A 20224-nucleotide genomic window follows, 5' to 3' on the forward strand; every position below is an offset into this window, starting at 1 on the left:
TGCCAAAGTCCTGACTGCCCGTTAGAGTCGCCGGGCCTCTGATCGAGTCGAATGATGCGCGTCGAAAGCTCCTTTCCTGTTCCCTATTCAACGGATCGTTCTGCCCGTACCGGCAGGGCGGCGGATAGCTATGGGGAAACGCAGCGAGCCGCGCAGGCGCAGCGCGGGGTCGACAGCCGCTCCGGGCAGGACTACCAGCCTCAGGCTGATCGTCCGCAACAGCGGGTCAACTCCAGCGCGCTGGTCGAGCGCTACTCAGCCTTCCGCTATGACGAGCCGCAGCCGGAGCGCCCATTGTCCAGCCGGGTCGCCCAGGCGTTGGCCAGCTATACCAGCACGGCGAGTTTCCGAGTCGATTTCGACGGCACCGAAGTGCTCGGACTCGACCTGTACGCCTGAGGCGGTTCGATCTGCCAGAGCTTCCCTATTACCTCGGTTGTCCCTCCTGGAACGAGAGTGCCTGGTTGGGTGCCCTGTATCCGACGGGCACGTCCGCTTCCGATTTCCTCGCCACTTACTGTTCGGTCTTCAACTCGGTCGAGGGCAACACCACACTCTATGCCTGGCCCTCTGAGGAGAAGGTCAGGCGCTGGGCCGGCCAGATGCCAGCAGGCTTTCGCTTCTGCGCCAAGTTTCCCCGCGAAATCAGTCAAGCCAGCGATCTGCACTCGGCGCTGGAGCAGGCACGCGCGTTCCGGCAGCTGTTGCTGCCGTTGGGGCGAAGGGTAACGCCGTTCTGGCTGCAGTTGCCGGCCAGCGTGGGGCCATCCAGACTGGGCGAGCTTGCTGCATTTATCGACGGTTTCGTCGAGCCGCTGGCAATCGAGGTGCGACACCCGGCGTTCTTCGACAAGGGCGAGGGCGAACGTGCGTTGAATCGACTGCTGCGTGATCGCGGTGTCGAGCGCATCTGCCTCGATACCCGTGCGTTGTTCAGTTGCCAATCCGCTGATCCGGCGCTGTTGCATGCGCAGAGCAAGAAGCCGCGCCTGCCGGTGCGCCCGGTAGCATTCAGCGACTCGCCGCAGCTGCGCTTCGTCGGCCACCCCGAACCGGCAATGAATGATGTGTTCATGACGCCCTGGCTGGACAAGGTGGCTGGCTGGATCGAGGCGGGCAAGGCGCCGCACGTCTATCTGCATACCCCGGACAATCACCGCGCACCCGAACTGGCGATGCGTTTTCATCGGTTGCTGAGCGAGCGCTTGCCCGGCCTGCCGGCCCTGCCTTCGCTGCAGGTCGCGCCGCAACTGTCCTTGCTCGCCGATTGAGTCAACTCTGCGGCCCGACCACTTTTGTAAAACACTGCCCCCAACTTCGCGCGCCTGGCGTTGCCCATAAGGAATGACCTTTGGCCGCTTATTTGTGCTCCTCTTGCTACTGCTGGCGGGCTTCGTCCTGGCGGTCCGGCAGCAACTGATCGACATCCCGCCGCGCTGGAATCCCTGGGCGCCGCTGGACATCCGTGAGCCGCCGAATCTGTTGACTCCCCTCAAACTCAGGCGCCTGCAGCAGGATCGTTCGCTGTGCGAACAGGCGCTCGCTACGGCGCCGCTGCGCTATGTCGTCGTGCCGGACAGCACGCCGGAGCCCGGCTGTCCGGTGGAGAACAGCGTGCGGGTCCAGGGTTCGGACGTGCGCTTCAACGGACCTTTTCTCGCCACCTGCCCGCTGGCGGCGGCTTATGCGATGTTCGAGCTGCACGGTCTGCAACCGGCCGCGCAGGCGGTGTTCGGCCAGCCCGTGGTGCGCATCGATCATTTCGGCAGCTTCGCCTGCCGCAACATTGCCCGCAGCAATAGGCGCAGCCAGCACGCCAGCGCCAACGCACTGGATCTGGCCGGCTTTCACTTGAAAAACGGCACCCGTATCACCGTGGCGCGTGACTGGCAGGGCGACGGCGACAAGGCGCGCTTTCTGCGTCTGGTCCGCGACGCAGCCTGCGATGCGTTCAACGTCACGCTCGGGCCGGAGTACAACGCGGCCCATCACGACCACTTTCATGTTGACATGGGCGGTTTCGGCATGTGCCGCTGACCATTCGGGCGCTGCCGGGAATGCTCTGGCACAATGCGCCGTTTTCATCGTTGCTGGTGTCCCATGTCTGCAAGCAATCCTCTGGTTCGGGTCGAGCCGCTCGCTGCGCAATTTGCTGCCGCAGCCCATGATTGGGCGCTGCGCCTGGGGTTACCGCAGGAGCTGGAAGGGGCCGAATTTGCGCTGCAGGTAGGTGAGGCCGGTCTGCAGTTGCAGCTGCTTGAGGCACAGGCTCCGGGGCCGGTGCGTGTGGACTTCGTCGAGGGTGCTGCCGCGCATCGACGTCAGTTCGGCGGTGGCAGCGGTCAGATGATCGCCAAGGCCGTGGGTATCCAGCCCGGCGTCCGGCCACGGGTGCTGGATGCGACCGCAGGGCTGGGGCGCGATGCGTTCGTGCTGGCGACGCTGGGCTGCGAGGTTAGCCTGATCGAACGCCAGCCGCTGATCGCCGCGCTGCTGGAGGATGGCCTGAGTCGCGCGGCAGCGGACTCCGAGGTCGGCGCGATCGCCGCGCGGATGACGCTGCTCAAAGGCAATGCCATCGAGTTGATGAGCCAGTGGCAGGTCGAGCCGCCGCAGGTCATCTACCTCGACCCGATGTTCCCACACCGTGACAAGAGCGCGCTGGTGAAGAAGGAGATGCGCCTGTTTCGGCCCTTCGTGGGCGACGATATGGATGCCCCCGCGCTGCTCGCCGCCGCGCTGGAACTGGCCAGCCATCGCGTGGTGGTCAAGCGCCCGCGCAAGGCGCCGGCAATCGAAGGCGGCAAGCCCGGCTACAGCCTGGAAGGCAAATCCAGCCGCTACGACATCTATCCGAAAAAGAAGCTGCAGGGCTGAATTCACCAGCCTGCAACCTCCCGTTTGGTCAGGTCAGCGGCGATAGGCGCGCAGAAATACGCTCACCGCATCCCGTACGTGCAAGCTGCCTTCCTCATCGGTTGGCGCCTCGGCATAACCGACCAGCAGGCGGAAGTGCTGGGCACCCTTGATCAGCGAGCAGAAATGCTCAGCGGCCCGCAGCGGATCGTCGACTTCCAGCAGGCCAAGCGTGTTGGCCGTGGTGAACAGCTGTTGCAGATCGCACAGCAGCTGCTGCGGGCCGGCATCGAAGAACATCTTCACCAGTCCCGGATTGTGCGTCGCCATCGCCACCATCACCCGATGCAAGCCGATGGACTCGGGACTGTTGACCAGCTCATTGAAGGCGCCGCCGATCGCCAGCAGCACCGTCTCGATGTCGCAATCCGCTTCCACCTGAAAGAGCCGCCTCGGCAGGCGCGTTTCGCAGGTGGTCTTCACGGCTGCGCTGAATAACGCTTCCTTGTCCTTGAAGTGGCTGTACAGCGTGAGCTTGGAAACGCCGGCTTCAGCGGCGATGGCCTCCATGCTGCTGCCTTCGTAGCCGTTGCCAAGAAACAGCACCTGCGCGGCAGCGAGGATTGCCTCGCGCTTGGCTGGGTCCTTCGGGCGACCTGGGCCGGGTGATACGGAGTGGTTTTCTGTCATGAACGTTTTAATAGTGGACTGGCTGGTACGGTATTTTTACTATACCGCGCAGTATAAGTATTCCAATCCGCTTCGCGACAGAGAGACTTCATCGTGTTCCGACATGCCTTGTCCCTTGCCTCCATGTTCGGTTGTGCCCTTGCCCTGGTCGCCTGCGGCAACGGCGAACCGCCGCAGCAGCTGCCTCGTCCGGTCATGGTGGTGCAGCCGCAGCCTGCCAGCGAAGCGCGCGAAAGCTATCCCGGTGAGGTGCACGCGCGCTACGAGCCTGAACTGGCGTTTCGTATAGGCGGCAAGGTCGTCGAGCGCTTGGTGGAAGCCGGTGATCGCGTGCGCAAGGATCAGCCTCTGGCGCGGCTCGATCCGCAGGACGTGCGGCTGCAGCTGGACGGCATGCGCGCCCAAGTGGCGGCAGCGGAAGCCAATTTGCGGGTGGCCAAGGCGGAACACGACCGCTACAAGGCGTTGCTTGGTCGCCAGCTGGTCAGCCAGTCGCAGTTCGACAATGCCGACAACGCCTATCGCGCCGCGGCTGCCCGTTTGCAGCAGGCACGGGCCGAGTTCGATGTGGCCAGCAACCAGGTCGACTACGCCGTGCTGCGCGCCACCAGTGATGGTCTGATCGCGCAGCGCCGCATCGAGGTCGGTCAGGTGGTAGCCGCTGGACAGACCGCCTTCGTGCTCGCTGCCGATGGCGAGCGCGAAGTTGCCATCGATCTGCCGGAGCAGTCGCTGGAGCGCTACCGGGTTGGCCAGGATGTCGAGGTCGAACTCTGGTCGCAGCCGGGGCGCCACTATCTCGGCAAAATTCGCGAGCTCTCTCCGGCGGCCGATGCGCAGTCGCGGACCTATTCCGCCCGCGTCGCCTTCAGCGAGCAGGAGGTGCCAGCGGAGCTTGGGCAGAGCGCGCTGGTGAGCATTCGCCGTGCTGGCGAGGTTGCGCTGGCGGTGCCGCTCTCGGCGCTGAGCGCCGAGCAGGGCAGGGCGCATGTCTGGCGGCTGAAGGCCGATTCTACTGTGGAGCGGGTGGAAGTGCGGACCGGGCCGTTCGGTGAGCAACTGGTGCCGGTACTCGAGGGGCTGGAGGCCGACGACTGGATCGTCCTGGCCGGGGTGCAGATGCTCAGCGATCACCAGTCGGTTCGCCCGGTGGATCGCCACAATCGCCCCGTCGAGCTGGCCGCCCAGGAGTAATCGCGATGCGCTTCAATCTTTCCGCCTGGGCGCTGCAGAACCGGCAGATCGTCGTTTACCTGATGCTGCTGCTGGCGATCGTCGGCGCGCTGTCCTACAGCAAGCTCGGCCAGAGCGAGGACCCGCCATTCACCTTCAAGGCGATGGTCATCCAGACACAGTGGCCGGGCGCTACCGCCGAGGAAATGTCGCGCCAGGTCACCGAGCGCATCGAGAAGAAACTGATGGAAACCGGCGAGTACGAGCGCATCGTCTCGTTCTCCCGGCCGGGCGAATCCAACGTGACGTTCATGGCGCGCGACTCGATGCGCTCGAAGGACATCCCTGACCTCTGGTACCAGATTCGCAAGAAGATCGGCGACATCCAGCACACCTTTCCGCCGGGAGTGCGTGGACCGTTCTTCAACGACGAGTTCGGCACCACCTTCGGCAACATCTACGCCCTGACCGGCAGCGGTTTCGACTACGCGATCCTCAAGGACTACGCCGATCGCATCCAGTTGCAGCTGCAGCGAGTGAAAAGCGTTGGCAAGGTCGAGCTGATCGGCCTGCAGGACGAGAAGATCTGGATCGAGCTGTCCAACGTCAAACTGGCCACGCTCGGCGTTCCGCTGGAGGCTGTGCGTCAGGCGCTGGAGGCGCAGAACGCGGTGACTGCCGCCGGTTTCGTCGAGACCATCAGCGATCGGGTGCAGTTGCGCGTCACCGGCAGCTTCGAGACGGTCAAGCAGATTCGCGATTTCCCCATCCGCGTGGCCGGCCGCACCTTCCGTATCGGCGATGTTGCCGAGGTACATCGCGGCTTCAACGACCCACCCGCGCCGCGCATGCGCTTCATGGGCGAGCCGGCGCTGGGGCTGGCGGTATCGATGAAAAGCGGTGGCGACATCCTGGTACTGGGCCAGGCACTGGAGCAGGAATTCGCTCGCCTGCAGCAGGAGTTGCCGGCGGGGATGCAGCTGCGCAAGGTGTCGGATCAGCCGGCTGCGGTGAAGACCGGCGTCGGTGAGTTCGTCAAGGTGCTGATCGAAGCGCTGGTGATCGTGCTGCTGGTGAGCTTCTTCTCGCTCGGCGTGCGCACCGGTCTGGTGGTGGCGCTATCGATTCCGCTGGTGCTGGCGATGACCTTTGCCGCCATGAGCTATCTGGACATCGGCCTGCACAAGATCTCCCTCGGTGCCCTTGTACTGGCCCTCGGGCTGATGGTGGACGACGCGATCATTGCGGTGGAGATGATGGCGATCAAGATGGAACAGGGCTACGACCGCCTCAAGGCCGCCAGCTTCGCCTGGACCAGTACGGCGTTCCCGATGCTGACCGGCACACTGATTACCGCCGCCGGCTTTCTGCCCATCGCCACCGCGAACTCCAGTACCGGTGAATACACCCGTTCGATCTTCCAGGTGGTGGCCATCTCGCTGATCGCGTCCTGGATCGCCGCGGTGATGTTCGTGCCGTTGATCGGCGAGAAGCTGCTGCCCGACCTGGCCAAGAAAACCGCACACAAGCACGGCACGAGCAGCGAAGGTCACGATCCCTATGCCACGCCGTTCTACCAGCGCGTGCGTCGCCTGGTGACCTTCTGCGTGCGCCGGCGCAAGACTGTCATCCTGCTCACCCTGGCGATTTTCGCCGCCGCGGTAGTGCTGTTCCGTCTGGTGCCGCAACAGTTCTTCCCGGCGTCCGGCCGTTTGGAGCTGATGGTCGATCTCAAACTGGCTGAAGGCGCTTCGCTCAAGGCCACCGAAGCCGAGGTTCGGCGCCTGGAGGAGCTGCTCAAGGAGCGGGCCGGTATCGACAACTACGTGGCCTACGTCGGCACCGGCTCGCCGCGTTTCTACCTGCCGCTGGACCAGCAGCTGCCGGCGACCAGCTTCGCCCAGTTCGTCGTGCTGGCGGACAGCATCGAATCCCGTGAAGCCCTACGCAGCTGGCTGATCGAGCGCATGCGCGAGGATTTCCCCAGCCTGCGCGGCCGCGTGACACGACTGGAGAACGGCCCGCCGGTGGGCTATCCGGTGCAGTTCCGCGTTACCGGCGAGCACATCGACGTGGTTCGTGGGCTGGCTCGCCAGGTCGCTGCCAAGGTCAATGAGAACCCGCACGTGGCCAACGTCCATCTGGACTGGCAGGAGCCGAGCAAGATGGTTCGGCTCAACGTCGATCAGGATCGCGCCCGCGCGCTGGGCGTGACCACTGCCGAGCTGTCCGGCTTCCTGCGACGCACCTTCACCGGTAGCAGCGTCAGCCAGTTCCGCGAAGACAACGAACTGATTGAGATCCTCCTGCGCGGCACCGAGCGCGAGCGGCTTGAGCTGTCGATGCTGCCGAGCCTGGCCATTCCCACCGAGAGCGGGCGCAGCGTGCCGCTGTCGCAGGTGGCGACGCTCGAATACGGCTTCGAGGAGGGCGTGATCTGGCATCGCAACCGTCTGCCGACGGTTACCGTGCGCGCCGACGTTTACGGAGAGCAGCAGCCAGCCGCGCTGGTGCGGGAGATCGAGCCGACGCTGGCGGAAATCCGTGATCAGCTGCCCGGCGGCTATCTGCTCGAGGTGGGCGGCACTGTCGAGGATTCCGAGCGCGGTCAGCGTTCGGTTAATGCCGGCATGCCGCTGTTCGTCATCGTCGTGCTGACCTTGCTGATGGCGCAGCTCAAGAGCTTCTCGCGCTCGGCCATGGTGTTTCTCACGGCACCGCTGGGGATCATCGGTGTGGCGCTGTTCCTGCTGTTGTTCGGCCAGCCGTTCGGCTTCGTCGCCATGCTTGGCACCATCGCCTTGTCGGGGATGATCATGCGCAACTCGGTGATTCTGGTAGACCAGATCGAGCAGGACATCGGTGCAGGTCAGGCGCGTTTCAGCGCCATCGTCGAGGCCACCGTGCGGCGCTTCCGGCCCATCGTGCTCACCGCGCTGGCGTCGGTACTGGCGATGATTCCGCTGTCGCGCAGTATCTTCTTCGGGCCGATGGCGGTGGCGATCATGGGCGGGCTGATCGTCGCCACCGCGCTGACGCTGCTGTTCCTGCCGGCGCTATACGCGGCCTGGTTCCGGGTTCGCGAAGACGAGGCGAGCGCCCGCTGACGGTGCTTATAGGGGCGCGTCTGAGTGGCGCGCTCAGATGCCTGCGGCGTTCAGCAGGCATTCGGCGGCGGCCTTGGCGTCCAGCGCCTGCTCGCCTGGCCCTTCGATATGCGCCATGCTCAGCGCGCCTTCGAGCAGGTACTGCAGCTGCCGCGCCAGCTGCGTCGCGTTAGGTGCACTCATGCGCTCCAGCAGTTCGCGCAAGTAGGCCTGCAGCTCGCCTTTGTAGGCCGCCGAGCGCTGATGGATGGGGTGCTCACGGTCCTGGTACTCGGCCGCTGCATTGATGAACAGGCAGCCGCAGAACTGCTCGCCACCATGGATCATCCCGTGCAGGCCATCGAACACGCGCAGTAGCGCTTCGCGTGGCGGCATCTTGCTGGCCCGCTCGCGCAGGCGCGTCAGCATCAGCTCGTGACGCGCCTCGAGCACGGCGAGGATCAGCTCGTCCTTGGACTTGAAGTGCTTGTACAGGGTCATCTTGGCCACGCCGGATTCGGCCAGGATGCGGTCGATACCCGTGGCGTGATAACCCTCGCGATAGAACAGATCCTCTGCGGTGTTGAGCAACTGGTCGCGCTTGTTCGATGCCATGGATACCTCCTGTGGTTCGACATTATGCGGGAGCGCTCGCCGTTCGCTCCAGCTGACCATTTTCTCATTGGTGCTTGAAGTATACAGACAGGTCTGTCTATTATCCAGTCACACCCACCAGTGAGGGCAGATACCATGAAGCGCCATGAGCGGGCGTCCTATCCCGGCGCTGCACTACCGATCCAGGCTCATTCGCGCGTTGCTGGGCTGTACCGGCATTTCGGGGCTGTAGCCGTGATGACCGCACAGAACAGAGCGCTGGCCAATGGTCGCTGGTTGCCGGGCAAGCGGAGCGGAGTGTGGCTGTTGTTGGCTGTCGCTCTGTTGCTGCCGCTGTCCGGCTCTGCCGATGACACGCAGGCAGCAGAGGGGCTGCGTTTCAGCCTGGTGAAGACAGCGCAGAGCGAAAGTGGCGATTTCCTGCTCCGCAGGGGCGGTTGGCAAGAGTTGCCCCCAACTCAGCACATCGCGGTGCTTATCGAGCATCGCGGCCATCGGTTGCTGTTCGGTACCGCCCTGGGACGGCAGATCGAGACACAGTGGAATGCCGAGCTGCCGTGGCGGACCAAGCGTTACGGGACTGTACAACCGGTGCGCGATCAGCTGGAAAAGGATCGGCTGACGGTCGATCGCATCGTGCTGGGTTGCGTGCGCTGGGAGCACGCCTCGGGCCTGGCCGATTATCCCGAGGTGCCAGTACTGGCCAGTTCGGAGACGCTTGACTACCTGGAAGCGGCGACAGCGCCGGCTGTGCTTGCCAGCCAGTTTCGCCATCCGGTGCGCTGGCAGTCGCTGGACTTCCGCTCCCGGCCGTATCTGGGGCATGCACGAAGCCTGGACCTCTATGGGGATGGGAAGCTGGTCCTGGTTCCGCTCTCCGGCCATGGGGCCGTCGGCCTTTATCTGACTCTCGACGATGGGCGTCGCTTCTTCTTCCGCGGCGACCGCCCGGAGCACAGCGCGGATGGCGTGCCGGAAGGCGTCGCAACGTTGCAGGATGCCGCCACACAGACCGCGCTCGGCTATTACCCACGCTGGGTGCAGTGAGCCGACAAAGGAGGATAAAAAAATACCGCGCGGCAGGATCGGATATAGGCGATGCTAGGACGCAAGGGCTGGACAGATCGCACCGCGCGCAAGCGCCGGCCTCGATTGTCCGGCCCGTGCCCTATGGCCGAAGTAGGTCTGCCGCTGTGAAGACGGATAGCTGCGCGCCCCTGGCGAGTGTCATCGATCTGTTGCTGGATGCCATTTGCGTTGTCGATGCGCAGGGCAACATCGTCTACGTAAATGCCGCCTGTGAGCGCATCTTCGGTTATACGCCGGAGGAAATGGTGGGCAGGCGGATGCTCGAAATGGTCTATCCCGAAGACCGTGCCCGCACCGTGGCCGCCGCTCACGAAGTCATGGCCAGCCAGCCGCTGCTGCACTTCGAAAATCGTTATGTGCGCAAGGACGGCAGCGTGGCGCACATCATGTGGTCTGCCTGCTGGTCAACAGACAACAAGCTGCGTATCGGCGTGGCGCGCGACATTACCCAGCGCAAGCAGTCCGAAGCCATGCAGGCGGCGCTCTATTCGATTTCCGAAGCTGCGCACGGAGCCAAGGATCTCGCCGCTCTCTATCAGCAGATTCATCTGACCATTGCTCGTCTGCTGCCGGTGGACGATTTCATCGTCGCCATCCGCAATGCTGCCAGCGGCGAGCTGACTTATCCCTACCAGGCGCTGGCGCTCGATTCGACCGGTCTGCCAGCGGAGCCCGCGGCGTCTCTGTGCTTTTCCGTTCTGCATGGCGCACAGCCGTTGCGCTTCAATGCTGACTCGATGCGTGCTCTGGCGCTCCCGCTCGGTGACGGGGATATCCGTGCCTGGTGGCTGGGTGTGCCGCTCAACTCGAGCGAGGGCGTGATCGGCGTGCTGTTGCTCAAGAGCACAGCGGTGCCCTACACCGAAAAGGATCAGGAGCTGTTGCAGTTCGTCTCGACCCAGGTGGTCACGGCCATTGAACGCCAGCAGCTGTATGCGAGGCTGCATCGTATGGCGCAGTACGACGAACTCACCGGGCTGCCAAATCGCGCGTGCTTCCGTGACCGCCTGAGCACGGCACTTGCGCGCGTGCGGCGCAACGGCGGGCGTATCGCCTTGCTCTATGTTGACCTGGACCGTTTCAAGCAGATCAACGATACCTACGGCCACGGCGGTGGTGATCAGCTGCTGCGTGCCGTTGCCGATCGCCTGACCGCCTGCGTGCGCGACACCGATACCGTAGCGCGTCTGGGTGGCGATGAGTTCGTCGTACTGCTGGAAAGCATCGCCGAACCGGAGGATGCCCAGCGCGTGGTCGAGAAGGTGCGTAGCGCCTTTGAACAGCCACTGAGCATCACCGGGCACAGCCTGGAGATCGGCATGAGCATCGGCATCGCGTTGTACCCGGAGGACGGCGAGACTGAGACGCAGCTGCTCAAGCAGGCCGACGATCGCATGTACCTGATGAAGGCCCGTGGGGGCCAGCAATCGGTGGACTGCGACTGATATCGGGCTTTCGTCAGAACGACTTCAGCATCCTGCCCAGCAACTCCATCGCCTGCTCGCTGCGCACATCCCATGGGTGGCCGTGATTCAGCCGCGCGCAGTTGCTAAAGCGCTGAGTCGCCGAGAAGATCGGCCCTGGTGCCAGGCTGATGCCCTGGGCCAGCGCCAGTTGCAGCAGCTGCAGCGAATCCACCTGCTCGGGAAATTCGAACCAGAGAAAGTACCCACCGCTGGGCCGCGTGACCCGTGTGCTGGCCGGGAAATGGCGGGCGGCGGAGGCGAGCATTGCGCCCTGTTGCATCTCCAATGCGTGACGTAGCTTGCGCAGGTGACGGTCGTAGCCGCCATGCTGCAGATAGTCAGCGATGGCGGCCTGGGCCGGCACGGATGGCGAGATGGTGGTCATCAGCTTGAGCCGGGCGATCTGTTCGGCATAGCGACCGCCGGCGACCCAGCCGACCCGGTAACCGGGCGCCAGGCTCTTGGAGAATGAGCCGCAGTGCATCACCAGACCTTCGCGATCATGGCTTTTCACCGGCTTGGGCGGCTCGCGGGTGAAGTACAGCTCGGCGTAGACATCATCCTCGATCAGCGGCACCTGATGGCGCTGCAACAGCTCATAGAGCTGCTGCTTCTTCGCCTCGCCCATGCTCGCACCCAGCGGGTTCTGCAGGCTGCTCATGAACCAGCAGGCCTTGATCGGCAGGTGCGCGAGGCGATCGGCGAGGATGTCCAGGTCGATGCCTTCGCGCGGGTGCACCGGGATCTCCACCGCCTTGAGCTTGAGCCGTTCCAGCACCTGCAGCGTGGCATAGAACGCTGGCGCCTCGATCGCTACCAGATCGCCCGGTTCGGTCACCACCTGCAGGCACAGATTGAGTGCCTCCATCGCACCGGTGGTGATCACCAGTTCGTCCATCGGCAGCATCACGCCGCTGACCATGTAGCGCAGGGCGATCTGTCGGCGCAAATCAGGGTTCCCCGCGGTCATCTCGGCGATCACTTCGCGTGCCGGCATGTCGCGCACGCTCTGCGCCATCGAGCGCGCTAGGCGCTGCAGGGGAAACAGCTCGGGGCTGGGGAAGGCCGAACCGAAGGGCACAGTGGCTGGGTCGCGCAGCGAGGCGAGCACCGAGAACACCAGCTCGCTGACGCCGACGTCGGTGGTCTCTGCCGGGCGGCTGCTGATGTCCGGTTCGTGCAACGGGCGCTTGGCATGTTCGCGGACGAAATAGCCCGAACGCGCCCGCGCCTGGATCAGCCCGCGGTCTTCCAATAGGTAGTACGCCTGGAACACGGTGGACGGGCTGACGCCGTAGGTGCGGCTGGCGTGGCGCACCGAGGGCACCTTTTCTCCCGGCGCGAGCACGCCACTGCGGATCAGTTCGGCAATCTCATCGGCGAATTTCTCGTAGCGCTTCATCGTGTCCGGGCCGTGGCGGTTGGGCATGGCCAGTCTACTGGCGCAGCGCCGCGATGGGGGCGACGAAGGTGCTCGGTGTGCTCACCCGACTGCTCGGCTCGGCGATGTCGCTGACCTCGAAGCGCAGCTCGCGGCTGAAGTCCCGGGCGTTGTCGAGCAGCGCGACGCTGACCGGCAGATCGGCGATCTCGCCCGGGGCCAGGACGATCTCGCGCGGTCCCTGCAGCGCGAACGGCCCACCCTCAAGCCCGAGCGCATAGCGGCGCGGCTGCTGCGTCTTATTGATCAGCTTGAGGCGATACATGTTCTCGATCTGGCCCTGCATGTTCTCGCGGTACAGCGTGCGATCGCGGGTGACGTCCAGCTGCAGCTGCGGCCGCGCGTCCAGTGCCCAGACGAAGGCCGCGATCATGGCGATCAGCGCCACGGCATAGCCGACCAGCCGTGGACGGAAGAAGCGGGTGATGCCGCCCTTGAGCGCGCGTTCGGAACTGTAGCGCAGCAGGCCGCGGGCGTAACCCATCCGGTCCATGACGCTGTCGCAGACATCGATGCAGGCGCCGCAGCTGATGCAGTCCAGCTGCAGGCCGTCGCGGATGTCGATGCCGGTGGGGCAGACCTGCACGCACAGCGTGCAGTCGACGCAATCGCCAAGGCCCTGTGCCCGCGGATCGGCGCCCTTGCGCCGCGCACCGCGGTTCTCGCCACGGGCGGCATCGTAGGAAACCAGCAGGGTGTCGGCATCGAACATCACGCTCTGGAAGCGCGAGTAGGGACACATATGCAGGCACACCTGCTCGCGCAGCCAGCCGGCATTGATGTAGGTCGCGGCGGTGAAGAACAGCAGCCAGAAGGCAGTGGTGGCACCGGCGTCGAAACGGCCGAGGTCGGCCACCAGCTCGCGCACCGGCGTGAAGTAGCCGACGAAAGCCAGGGCCGTGGCCAGGCTGATCGCCAGCCACAGCGTGTGCTTGGCGGCACGGCGCAGCAGCTTGGCAGGCGACCAGGGCGCGGCGTCGAGCTTGATGCGCTGCAGGCGATCACCCTCGGTGAGCTTTTCCACCCACATGAACATCCAGGTCCAAGTGCTCTGCGGGCAGGCGTAGCCGCACCAGATGCGCCCGGCCAGCACGGTGATGAAGAACAGGCCGAACGCAGCGATGATCAGAATCGCCGAAAGCAGGATGAAATCCTGCGGCCAGAAGGTGGCGCCGAAGATATGGAACTGTTGCCGGTCCAGATCCCAGAGCACCGCCTGGCGGCCGTTCCAGTTCAGCCAGACGGTGCCGAAGTAGAGCAGCATCAGCAGGGCGCCGCCCAACAGGCGCAGGTTGCGGAAGCGGCCGCTGAAACTGCGTGTATGAATGGGCCCGCCGCTTTGCGCGGGCGTCAGGCGGATCGGTTGGCTCGGATCAACGGTTTCGATGATCTGCGCGGGTATGCGGTCGGTCATTTGGCTTCGCCCCATAGGCTTTTCAGGCGAGGCGATGATCCCTGCGAAGGGGAGCGCATAACAGACTCAGATGGACCGAGGAAATACGGATCAGATGAATGCCCTGTGTGCGCCTTCAGGCCTTGTGCTGCCACGGCTTGACCTGTGTCAGTGGACTGTGTCGCAATCAGCTGATCCGCTTTTTTTTGGGCCTATCTGCACCTGTTCTGTCGCGGCTCGGGCGGTCATAGTCGAGACCTTTTGCCAAGCAACGAGGAGCTAGCGTCATGATGTCTGACCTGCCGCCGATGGAGCACCGTCGATGATTCTCAAGGGCCTGACCTGGCTGGTACTGCTGCAACTGCTCGGAAATCTGATCAATCTGGTGCTGCTGCCGGCATTGCCGGGGCCGATCATCGGCATGCTGTTGCTGTTCGGCTTGTTGCTGCTGCGCCGCAGCATTCCCGAGTCGCTGGAGAAAACCGCGGCGCTGCTGCTGCAGTATCTGCCGCTGCTGCTGATCGTGCCCGCAGCCGGAATCATGACCAGTGGCTCCGCACTATTGGATGATCTGCCGGCGATTGCCGCCGGGCTGGTGCTGTCGTTGCTGATCACTGTGCCGTTCTGCGGCTGGCTGATGCAGCGGCTGATTCGCCGGCTCGACCTCAAGCGGGAGGATCAGGCATGACGGTTCTCGACTGGCAAACGGCCTGGGCGGCCGTCGTGGTGCACCCGCTGTTCTCCGTGGCGCTGACCCTGATCGCGTTCCAGCTGGCGCTGATGCTCTATCGGCGCAGCGGCTGGCTGGTGCTGCAGCCGGTGATGGTCGGCATGCTGCTGGTGGTCGGCACACTGACCCTGGTGGACCTCGACTATGCGCGCTACCGCGAGGGCGCTTCGCTGGTCGCCATGCTCCTCGGCCCGGCGACCGTGGCGCTGGCGGTACCGCTGCATCGTCACCTCAAGCGGATTCAGCAATTGTTCTGGCCGATTGTCATCACCCTGGCCGTCGGCGGCGTGCTCAGCGTGGTGCTGACGTTGGCGATCGCCTGGGCGCTGGGCGCACAGATGCCGGTGCTGATGAGCCTGGCGCCGAAGTCGGCGACCATGCCGATTGCCATGCTGGTGGCCGAGCAGCTCGGCGGCCTGGCGTCGCTGGCGGCGGTATTCGTCATGCTTACTGGCGTTATCGGCACGGCGCTGGGGCCGCTGTTGCTGCGCTGGGCCGGTGTCGATCATCCCGCTGCTCGGGGTCTGAGTTATGGCATCAATGCGCACGCCATCGGTACGGCACGGGCGTTGGAGGAGGGCGACGAATGCGGCGCTTTCGCGGCACTGGGGATGAGCCTGCTGGGCATTCTGATCGCATTGCTGCTGCCTTTCGCCCTGGGTTGAGTCGCTGCCATCGGTGTTGCTGACCAAGCGCGCGAAATACGGGCGCTTCAGCCCTCACGTGGCACTGGCTAGCGCCCGGTCCGACCCGTTAAAGTAGGCGGCGGTCGCTTGACCGTGCACAGGGTGCAAACCATGAAATTGCGGATGTTCCAGGTCGATGCTTTCACCGCTGAACGTTTCCGGGGCAATCCCGCGGCGGTGATCCCCCTGCAAGCCTGGCTGTCGGACGAGTTGATGCAAGCCATCGCCGCCGAAAACAACCTTTCCGAAACCGCCTTCTTCGTCCGTGAAGCGGACGGGGCGTTTCACATCCGCTGGTTTTCGCCGCTTACCGAGATCGATTTCTGCGGGCATGCCACCCTGGCCAGCGCCTTCGTGCTGCTGGAGCAAGACCTGGCACAGGCGCCGCTGGTTTTCCGCGCTGCGGCCGTGGGCGATCTGAGCGTGCAGCGGCGGGCTGACGGTCTGCTGGAAATGAGCTTCCCCAACCGCGCGCCAGATCTTGTTGCCGAACCGCCAGCGGCATTGTTGCAGGGGCTTGGATGCGAGCCAGACGCAGTGCTGCGCAACCAGCAGGCCTGGTTCGCCGTCTACCGCGACGAACAGCAGGTGCGCATGTTGACGCCTGACCTCGACGCGCTGCGCACGCTGGCGCCGCTGGATGTAGTGGTGACCGCACCAGGGCGCGAACAGGATTTCGTCTCGCGCTACTTCTGGCCAGCCAATGGTGGCGCCGAAGATCCGGTGACCGGTTCCATTCACGCCGGACTCGCGCCGTACTGGGCAGGGCAGCTGGGGCGCAATGAACTGGTGGCACTGCAGGCCTCGGCGCGTACCGGCATCCTGCACTGTCGGGTCGAGGCGGATCGTGTGATGGTGGCCGGGCAGGCCGTGCTCTTTCTCGACGGCACCATCGAACTTTAAACAACTATTTTTCATGCATTGCGGGCGGCCCGAGGCCGGCGTGATGGGTGTGCCTGTGTGTGGCTGATCGGTCCAACCTATGAGATTGCGAAACGTGATGATGAAAAGGCTGCTGCCGTTTGTCCTGCTTGCCGGTGCGATGAGTCCGTTCGCCTTTGCGGCGCCGCCGGCATTGCCGCTGGACGACCGCCAGGCGCTGATCGAAACCCTGCTCGAACGTATGACCCTGGCGGAGAAGATCGGCCAGCTGCGCCTGATCAGCATCGGTGGCGACATGCCGCGCGAACGAATCGCCGAGGAAATCGCCGCCGGACGTATCGGCGCCACCTTCAACTCCGTCACCCGCGCCGATAACCGCCCGATGCAGGATGCAGCGCTGCGCAGTCGTCTGGGCATCCCGATCTTTTTCGCCTATGACGTCATTCACGGCCACCGCACCATCTTCCCGATCAGTCTGGCCCTGGCGTCCAGCTGGGACCTCGAGGCGATTGCCCTGAGCGGTCGCGTATCGGCCATCGAAGCCAGCGCCGATGGCCTGGACCTGACTTTTGCGCCGATGGTCGACATCACCCGTGATCCACGCTGGGGGCGGACCTCGGAAGGCTTCGGCGAAGACCCCTACCTGGTCTCGCAGATCGCCGGCACGCTGGTGCGCGCCTATCAGGGCGAGCGCCTCTCCGCTGCAGACAGCGTGATGGCCAGCGTCAAGCACTTCGCCCTGTATGGCGCCGTCGAAGGCGGGCGCGACTACAACGTGGTCGATATGAGCCCGCAGCGCATGCATCAGGATTACCTGCCGCCATACCGCGCGGCGGTCGACGCTGGCGCTGGCGGCGTGATGGTGGCGCTGAATACGGTCAACGGCATGCCGGCCAGTGCCAACCGCTGGCTGTTGCGTGATCTGCTGCGGGATGACTGGGGCTTCCGCGGGCTGAACATCAGCGATCACGGCGCCATCGACGAACTGCTGCGCCACGGTGTGGCCCGCGATGGCCGCGAGGCCGCGCGCCTGGCGATCGAGGCGGGCATCGACCTGAGCATGCACGACTCGCTCTACCTGCAGGAACTGCCGGGGCTGGTCGAGCGCGGCGAGGTGCCGATCGAGCTGATCGACCAGGCCGTGGGCCGGGTGCTCGGCGCCAAGTACGACCTCGGGCTGTTCCATGATCCCTATCGCCGCATCGGCCAGGCAGCGGACGACCCGGTCGAGGTCAATGCCGAAAGCCGCCTGCATCGCCAGGCGGCGAGGCGAGTGGCGCGCGATTCGCTGGTCCTGCTGGAGAACCCCGAGCAGACGCTGCCATTGCGCAAGGACGCGACGATTGCGCTGGTCGGGCCGCTGGCCGATTCCCACGTCGACATGCTCGGCAGCTGGTCGGCCGCCGGGGTCGCGGCGCAGACGGTGACCCTGCGCCAGGGGCTGGAAGCCGCTGTCGGCAAGGGCGGCCAGATCATCCATGCCCGCGGCGCCAGCGTCACCGACGATGCCGGCATGATCAAGTACCTGAACTTCCTCAACTGGGACCGCCCGGAAGTCTCGCTGGACCCGCGTACGCCGCAGGCGATGATCGACGAGGCGGTACGCGCCGCGCGCGAGGCCGATGTCATCGTTGCCGCAGTGGGCGAGGCGCGCGGCATGTCCCACGAATCGTCCAGCCGCACCAGCCTTGCGCTGCCAGCCAGCCAGCAGGCGTTGCTCGAAGCACTGGTCGCCACCGGCAAACCCTTGGTGGTGGTGCTGATGAACGGGCGGCCGTTGCAGCTTGGCTGGGTCAAGGAGCACGCCGATGCGGTGCTGGAAACCTGGTTCGCCGGCACCGAGGGCGGCCACGCGATAGCCGATGTGCTGTTCGGCGCGCACAACCCGTCCGGCAAGCTGCCGATCTCCTTCCCGCGCTCGGTCGGCCAGATCCCGACCTATTACAACCACCCGCGGTTGGGCCGTCCCTATGTCGAAGGGCGCCCAGGCAACTACACCTCGCAGTATTTCGAGGAGCCCAACGGTGCGCTTTACCCCTTCGGTTATGGCCTGAGCTACACCGATTTCGAGCTGTCAAAACCGCAGCTTTCACGCCGCACGCTGAACCGGGGGCAGAAGCTGGAGGTCAGCGTAACGGTGAAGAACACGGGCGCGCGAGCCGGCGCAACGGTCGTGCAGCTCTATCTGCAGGATCTCGTCGGCTCCAGCGTTCGCCCGGTCAAGGAACTCAAGGGCTTCACGAAGCTCATGCTGGAGCCTGGCGAGACGCAGCTGGTGCGCTTCGTGCTCGGCGAGGAGGATCTGAAGTTCTATGACGCGCGACTCGACCATGTGGCAGAGCCAGGCGAGTTCGAAGTCCAGCTGGGGCTCGATTCACAGTCGGTGCTCAGCGAGCGTTTTGAATTGTTGTAAGAAATATCCTGTATGCAGCGAGCCTGCCGTTGCGTTTGTTGGCGCAGCGGTTTGACCGGCTAGGCTGTATGCAGCCAAACCACAGCGAAGCAGAGCGGACTCTGCACAAACCTGTAATTCGGAGGCGGTGTGTTACGCATTTTTCAGTGGAAGACGGGATCGCAGTCGGCACGCATGCTGGCGGGGCTGGCCGGCGGATTGTGCATGCTGCTGGCCGGCAACGCGCTGGCTTTCGGGCTCGATGATGTAGCCGAACGGGCACAGGCGCTGGCTGCCAGCGGTTACGAAGAGCCGGTCAGCAACCTGCCCGCTGAGCTGCGCAAGATGGCATTCGCCGATTATCAGCGGCTGCGCTTCAACCCCGAGCATGCCTACTGGAAGGATGCCGAGACGCCATTCCACCTGCAGTTCTATCACCAGGGCATGCATTTCGACACGCCGGTGCGGATCAACGAAATCACCGCCACGGACGTTCGCGAGATCCGCTACGACCCGGCAATGTTCCAGTTCGATGGCGTCGAGATCGATCCTGCCGCCCTGGAAGGGCTCGGTTTCGCCGGCTTCAAGGTGCTCTATCCGCTGAACAAGAAGGACAAGCAGGACGAGGTGATGACCCTGCTCGGCGCCAGCTACTTCCGCATCATCGGCAAGGGCCAGTGGTACGGGCTGTCCGCGCGTGGGCTGGCGATCGATACGGCACTGCCGGTGGGCGAGGAGTTCCCGCGCTTTCGTGAGTTCTGGGTCGAACGGCCGCAGGCTGATCGGCGCAATCTGGTGATCTACGCGCTGCTCGACTCGCCGCGCGCCACCGGTGCCTATCGCATGGTGCTGACGCCGGGCAAGGACAGCACGCTGGATGTGCAGGCCAAGGTGTATCTCCGCGAGCCGGTCGGCAAGCTCGGTATTGCGCCGCTGACCAGCATGTTTCTGTTCGGCGCCAATCAGCCCAGCGATTCGCTGAACTTCCGGCCACAACTGCATGATTCCGAGGGTCTGGCGATCCATGCCGGCAATGGCGAATGGCTCTGGCGTCCGCTGAACAATCCGAAGCGTCTGGCGGTGAGTGCCTTCAGCGTGGAAAACCCGCGTGGTTTTGGGCTGATGCAGCGCACTCGCGATTTCAACCGCTACGAAGATCTGGACGACCGCTATGAGCTGCGCCCGAGCGGCTGGGTCGAGACCCGTGGCGACTGGGGCAAGGGCCACGTAGAGCTGGTGGAAATCCCGACGCCTGACGAAACCAATGACAATATCGTCGCCTTCTGGTCCCCCGAGAAGCAGCCGGAGCCCGGCCAATCGCTGGATCTGGAGTATCGCCTGCACTTCTCCATGGACGAACCCAGCCTGCACGACCCGAAGCTGGCCTGGGTGCAGCAGACCCGCGTTTCGGCAGGCGACGTCAAGCAGGCCAACCTGATCCGCCAGCCGGACGGCAGTACCGCACTGATCGTGGACTTCGTCGGTCCGGTGCTTGAGCAGCTGGCCGAGGATGCGCCGGTGACCACCCGCGTCAGCATCGACGACAACGCCGAACTGGTGGAAAACAATCTGCGCTACAACACCGTCACCAAGGGCTGGCGCCTGACGTTGCGACTGAAGGTGCGCGACCCTGCGCGACCGGTGGAAATGCGCGCAGCACTGGTCGATGGTGAAAAGACCCTTTCCGAAACCTGGACCTACCAGATTCCTCCCCATGAATGAGCA

Annotated in this window: 17 protein-coding genes; 13 read left to right on the plus strand and 4 right to left on the minus strand. The window is 64.4% G+C overall.

The features are described 5' to 3' along the window. Nucleotides 1-54: 54 nt before the first annotated feature. The 4 genes from PSEST_RS07615 (at nt 55) to PSEST_RS07630 (ending at nt 2877) form a co-directional block, all read left to right on the plus strand. Nucleotides 55-399, plus strand: coding sequence for a hypothetical protein (locus PSEST_RS07615; protein WP_015276418.1), 345 nt, complete (start codon nt 55-57; stop codon nt 397-399). 65 nt (nt 400-464) lie between these two features. After that, complete coding sequence (locus PSEST_RS07620) at nt 465-1271, plus strand: DUF72 domain-containing protein (RefSeq protein ID WP_232422572.1); 807 nt, start codon at nt 465-467, stop codon at nt 1269-1271. Between the two features lie 73 nt (nt 1272-1344). Next, nucleotides 1345-2037 carry an extensin family protein gene (locus PSEST_RS07625; RefSeq protein ID WP_015276420.1) on the plus strand — a complete coding sequence of 231 codons (693 nt, stop codon included), beginning with the start codon at nt 1345-1347 and terminating at the stop codon, nt 2035-2037. 63 nt (nt 2038-2100) lie between these two features. Further along, nucleotides 2101-2877 carry a class I SAM-dependent methyltransferase gene (locus tag PSEST_RS07630; protein ID WP_015276421.1) on the plus strand — a complete coding sequence of 259 codons (777 nt, stop codon included), beginning with the start codon at nt 2101-2103 and terminating at the stop codon, nt 2875-2877. 33 nt (nt 2878-2910) lie between these two features. Here the strand turns inward: PSEST_RS07630 and PSEST_RS07635 are convergent, their stop codons facing one another. Next, the gene (locus PSEST_RS07635; protein WP_015276422.1) at nt 2911-3546 is read right to left on the minus strand and encodes a TetR/AcrR family transcriptional regulator; all 636 of its coding nucleotides are present in this window, start codon (nt 3544-3546) and stop codon (nt 2911-2913) included. Nucleotides 3547-3639: 93 nt separating this feature from the next. On the opposite strand from PSEST_RS07635, the gene PSEST_RS07640 reads away from it, so the two are divergent. Then, entirely contained in the window at nt 3640-4740 is a 1101-nt protein-coding gene (locus PSEST_RS07640) for an efflux RND transporter periplasmic adaptor subunit (protein WP_015276423.1), read from the plus strand. Between the two features lie 5 nt (nt 4741-4745). Next, nucleotides 4746-7826, plus strand: coding sequence for an efflux RND transporter permease subunit (locus PSEST_RS07645; RefSeq protein ID WP_015276424.1), 3081 nt, complete (start codon nt 4746-4748; stop codon nt 7824-7826). A 33-nt stretch (nt 7827-7859) separates the two neighbouring features. On the opposite strand, the gene PSEST_RS07650 is transcribed toward PSEST_RS07645, so the two are convergent. After that, nucleotides 7860-8420: a TetR/AcrR family transcriptional regulator gene (locus PSEST_RS07650; RefSeq protein ID WP_015276425.1), complete on the minus strand. Its 561-nt coding sequence runs from the start codon at nt 8418-8420 to the stop codon at nt 7860-7862. A gap of 237 nt (nt 8421-8657) precedes the next feature. On the opposite strand from PSEST_RS07650, the gene PSEST_RS07655 reads away from it, so the two are divergent. Beyond that, on the plus strand, nt 8658-9467 hold the full coding sequence (locus tag PSEST_RS07655; protein ID WP_051035518.1) for a Zn-dependent hydrolase: 810 nt from the start codon (nt 8658-8660) through the stop codon (nt 9465-9467). Between the two features lie 146 nt (nt 9468-9613). Further along, nucleotides 9614-10954, plus strand: coding sequence for a bifunctional diguanylate cyclase/phosphodiesterase (locus PSEST_RS07660; protein WP_015276427.1), 1341 nt, complete (start codon nt 9614-9616; stop codon nt 10952-10954). Between the two features lie 13 nt (nt 10955-10967). Here PSEST_RS07660 and mapR read toward each other — a convergent pair whose 3' ends face one another. Continuing rightward, a complete protein-coding gene (gene mapR / locus PSEST_RS07665; RefSeq protein ID WP_041756950.1) occupies nt 10968-12377 on the minus strand; it encodes a GntR family transcriptional regulator MpaR in 1410 nt (469 codons plus the stop codon). A gap of 34 nt (nt 12378-12411) precedes the next feature. Beyond that, the gene (ccoG, locus tag PSEST_RS07670; RefSeq protein WP_015276429.1) at nt 12412-13830 is read right to left on the minus strand and encodes a cytochrome c oxidase accessory protein CcoG; all 1419 of its coding nucleotides are present in this window, start codon (nt 13828-13830) and stop codon (nt 12412-12414) included. 301 nt (nt 13831-14131) lie between these two features. Here ccoG and PSEST_RS07675 point away from each other — a divergent pair, with 301 nt between their 5' ends. From PSEST_RS07675 to PSEST_RS07695, 5 genes are all read left to right on the plus strand, one after another. Continuing rightward, nucleotides 14132-14497, plus strand: coding sequence for a CidA/LrgA family protein (locus tag PSEST_RS07675; RefSeq protein ID WP_015276430.1), 366 nt, complete (start codon nt 14132-14134; stop codon nt 14495-14497). Then, the gene (locus tag PSEST_RS07680) at nt 14494-15204 is read left to right on the plus strand and encodes an LrgB family protein (protein WP_015276431.1); all 711 of its coding nucleotides are present in this window, start codon (nt 14494-14496) and stop codon (nt 15202-15204) included. Before PSEST_RS07675 ends, PSEST_RS07680 begins: the two co-directional genes overlap by 4 nt. Nucleotides 15205-15348: 144 nt before the next feature. Further along, nucleotides 15349-16128 carry a PhzF family phenazine biosynthesis protein gene (locus tag PSEST_RS07685; RefSeq protein WP_080602169.1) on the plus strand — a complete coding sequence of 260 codons (780 nt, stop codon included), beginning with the start codon at nt 15349-15351 and terminating at the stop codon, nt 16126-16128. A gap of 100 nt (nt 16129-16228) precedes the next feature. Continuing rightward, nucleotides 16229-18520, plus strand: a complete 2292-nt coding sequence (bglX, locus tag PSEST_RS07690) for a beta-glucosidase BglX (protein ID WP_015276433.1) — start codon at nt 16229-16231, stop codon at nt 18518-18520. A gap of 174 nt (nt 18521-18694) precedes the next feature. Next, the gene (locus PSEST_RS07695) at nt 18695-20221 is read left to right on the plus strand and encodes a glucan biosynthesis protein G (RefSeq protein ID WP_041756540.1); all 1527 of its coding nucleotides are present in this window, start codon (nt 18695-18697) and stop codon (nt 20219-20221) included. The last annotated feature ends 3 nt before the right edge of the window (nt 20222-20224 follow it).

Origin of the sequence: Stutzerimonas stutzeri RCH2, from assembly GCF_000327065.1 — a bacterium.
Classification (GTDB): Bacteria; Pseudomonadota; Gammaproteobacteria; order Pseudomonadales; family Pseudomonadaceae; genus Stutzerimonas; species Stutzerimonas stutzeri_AE.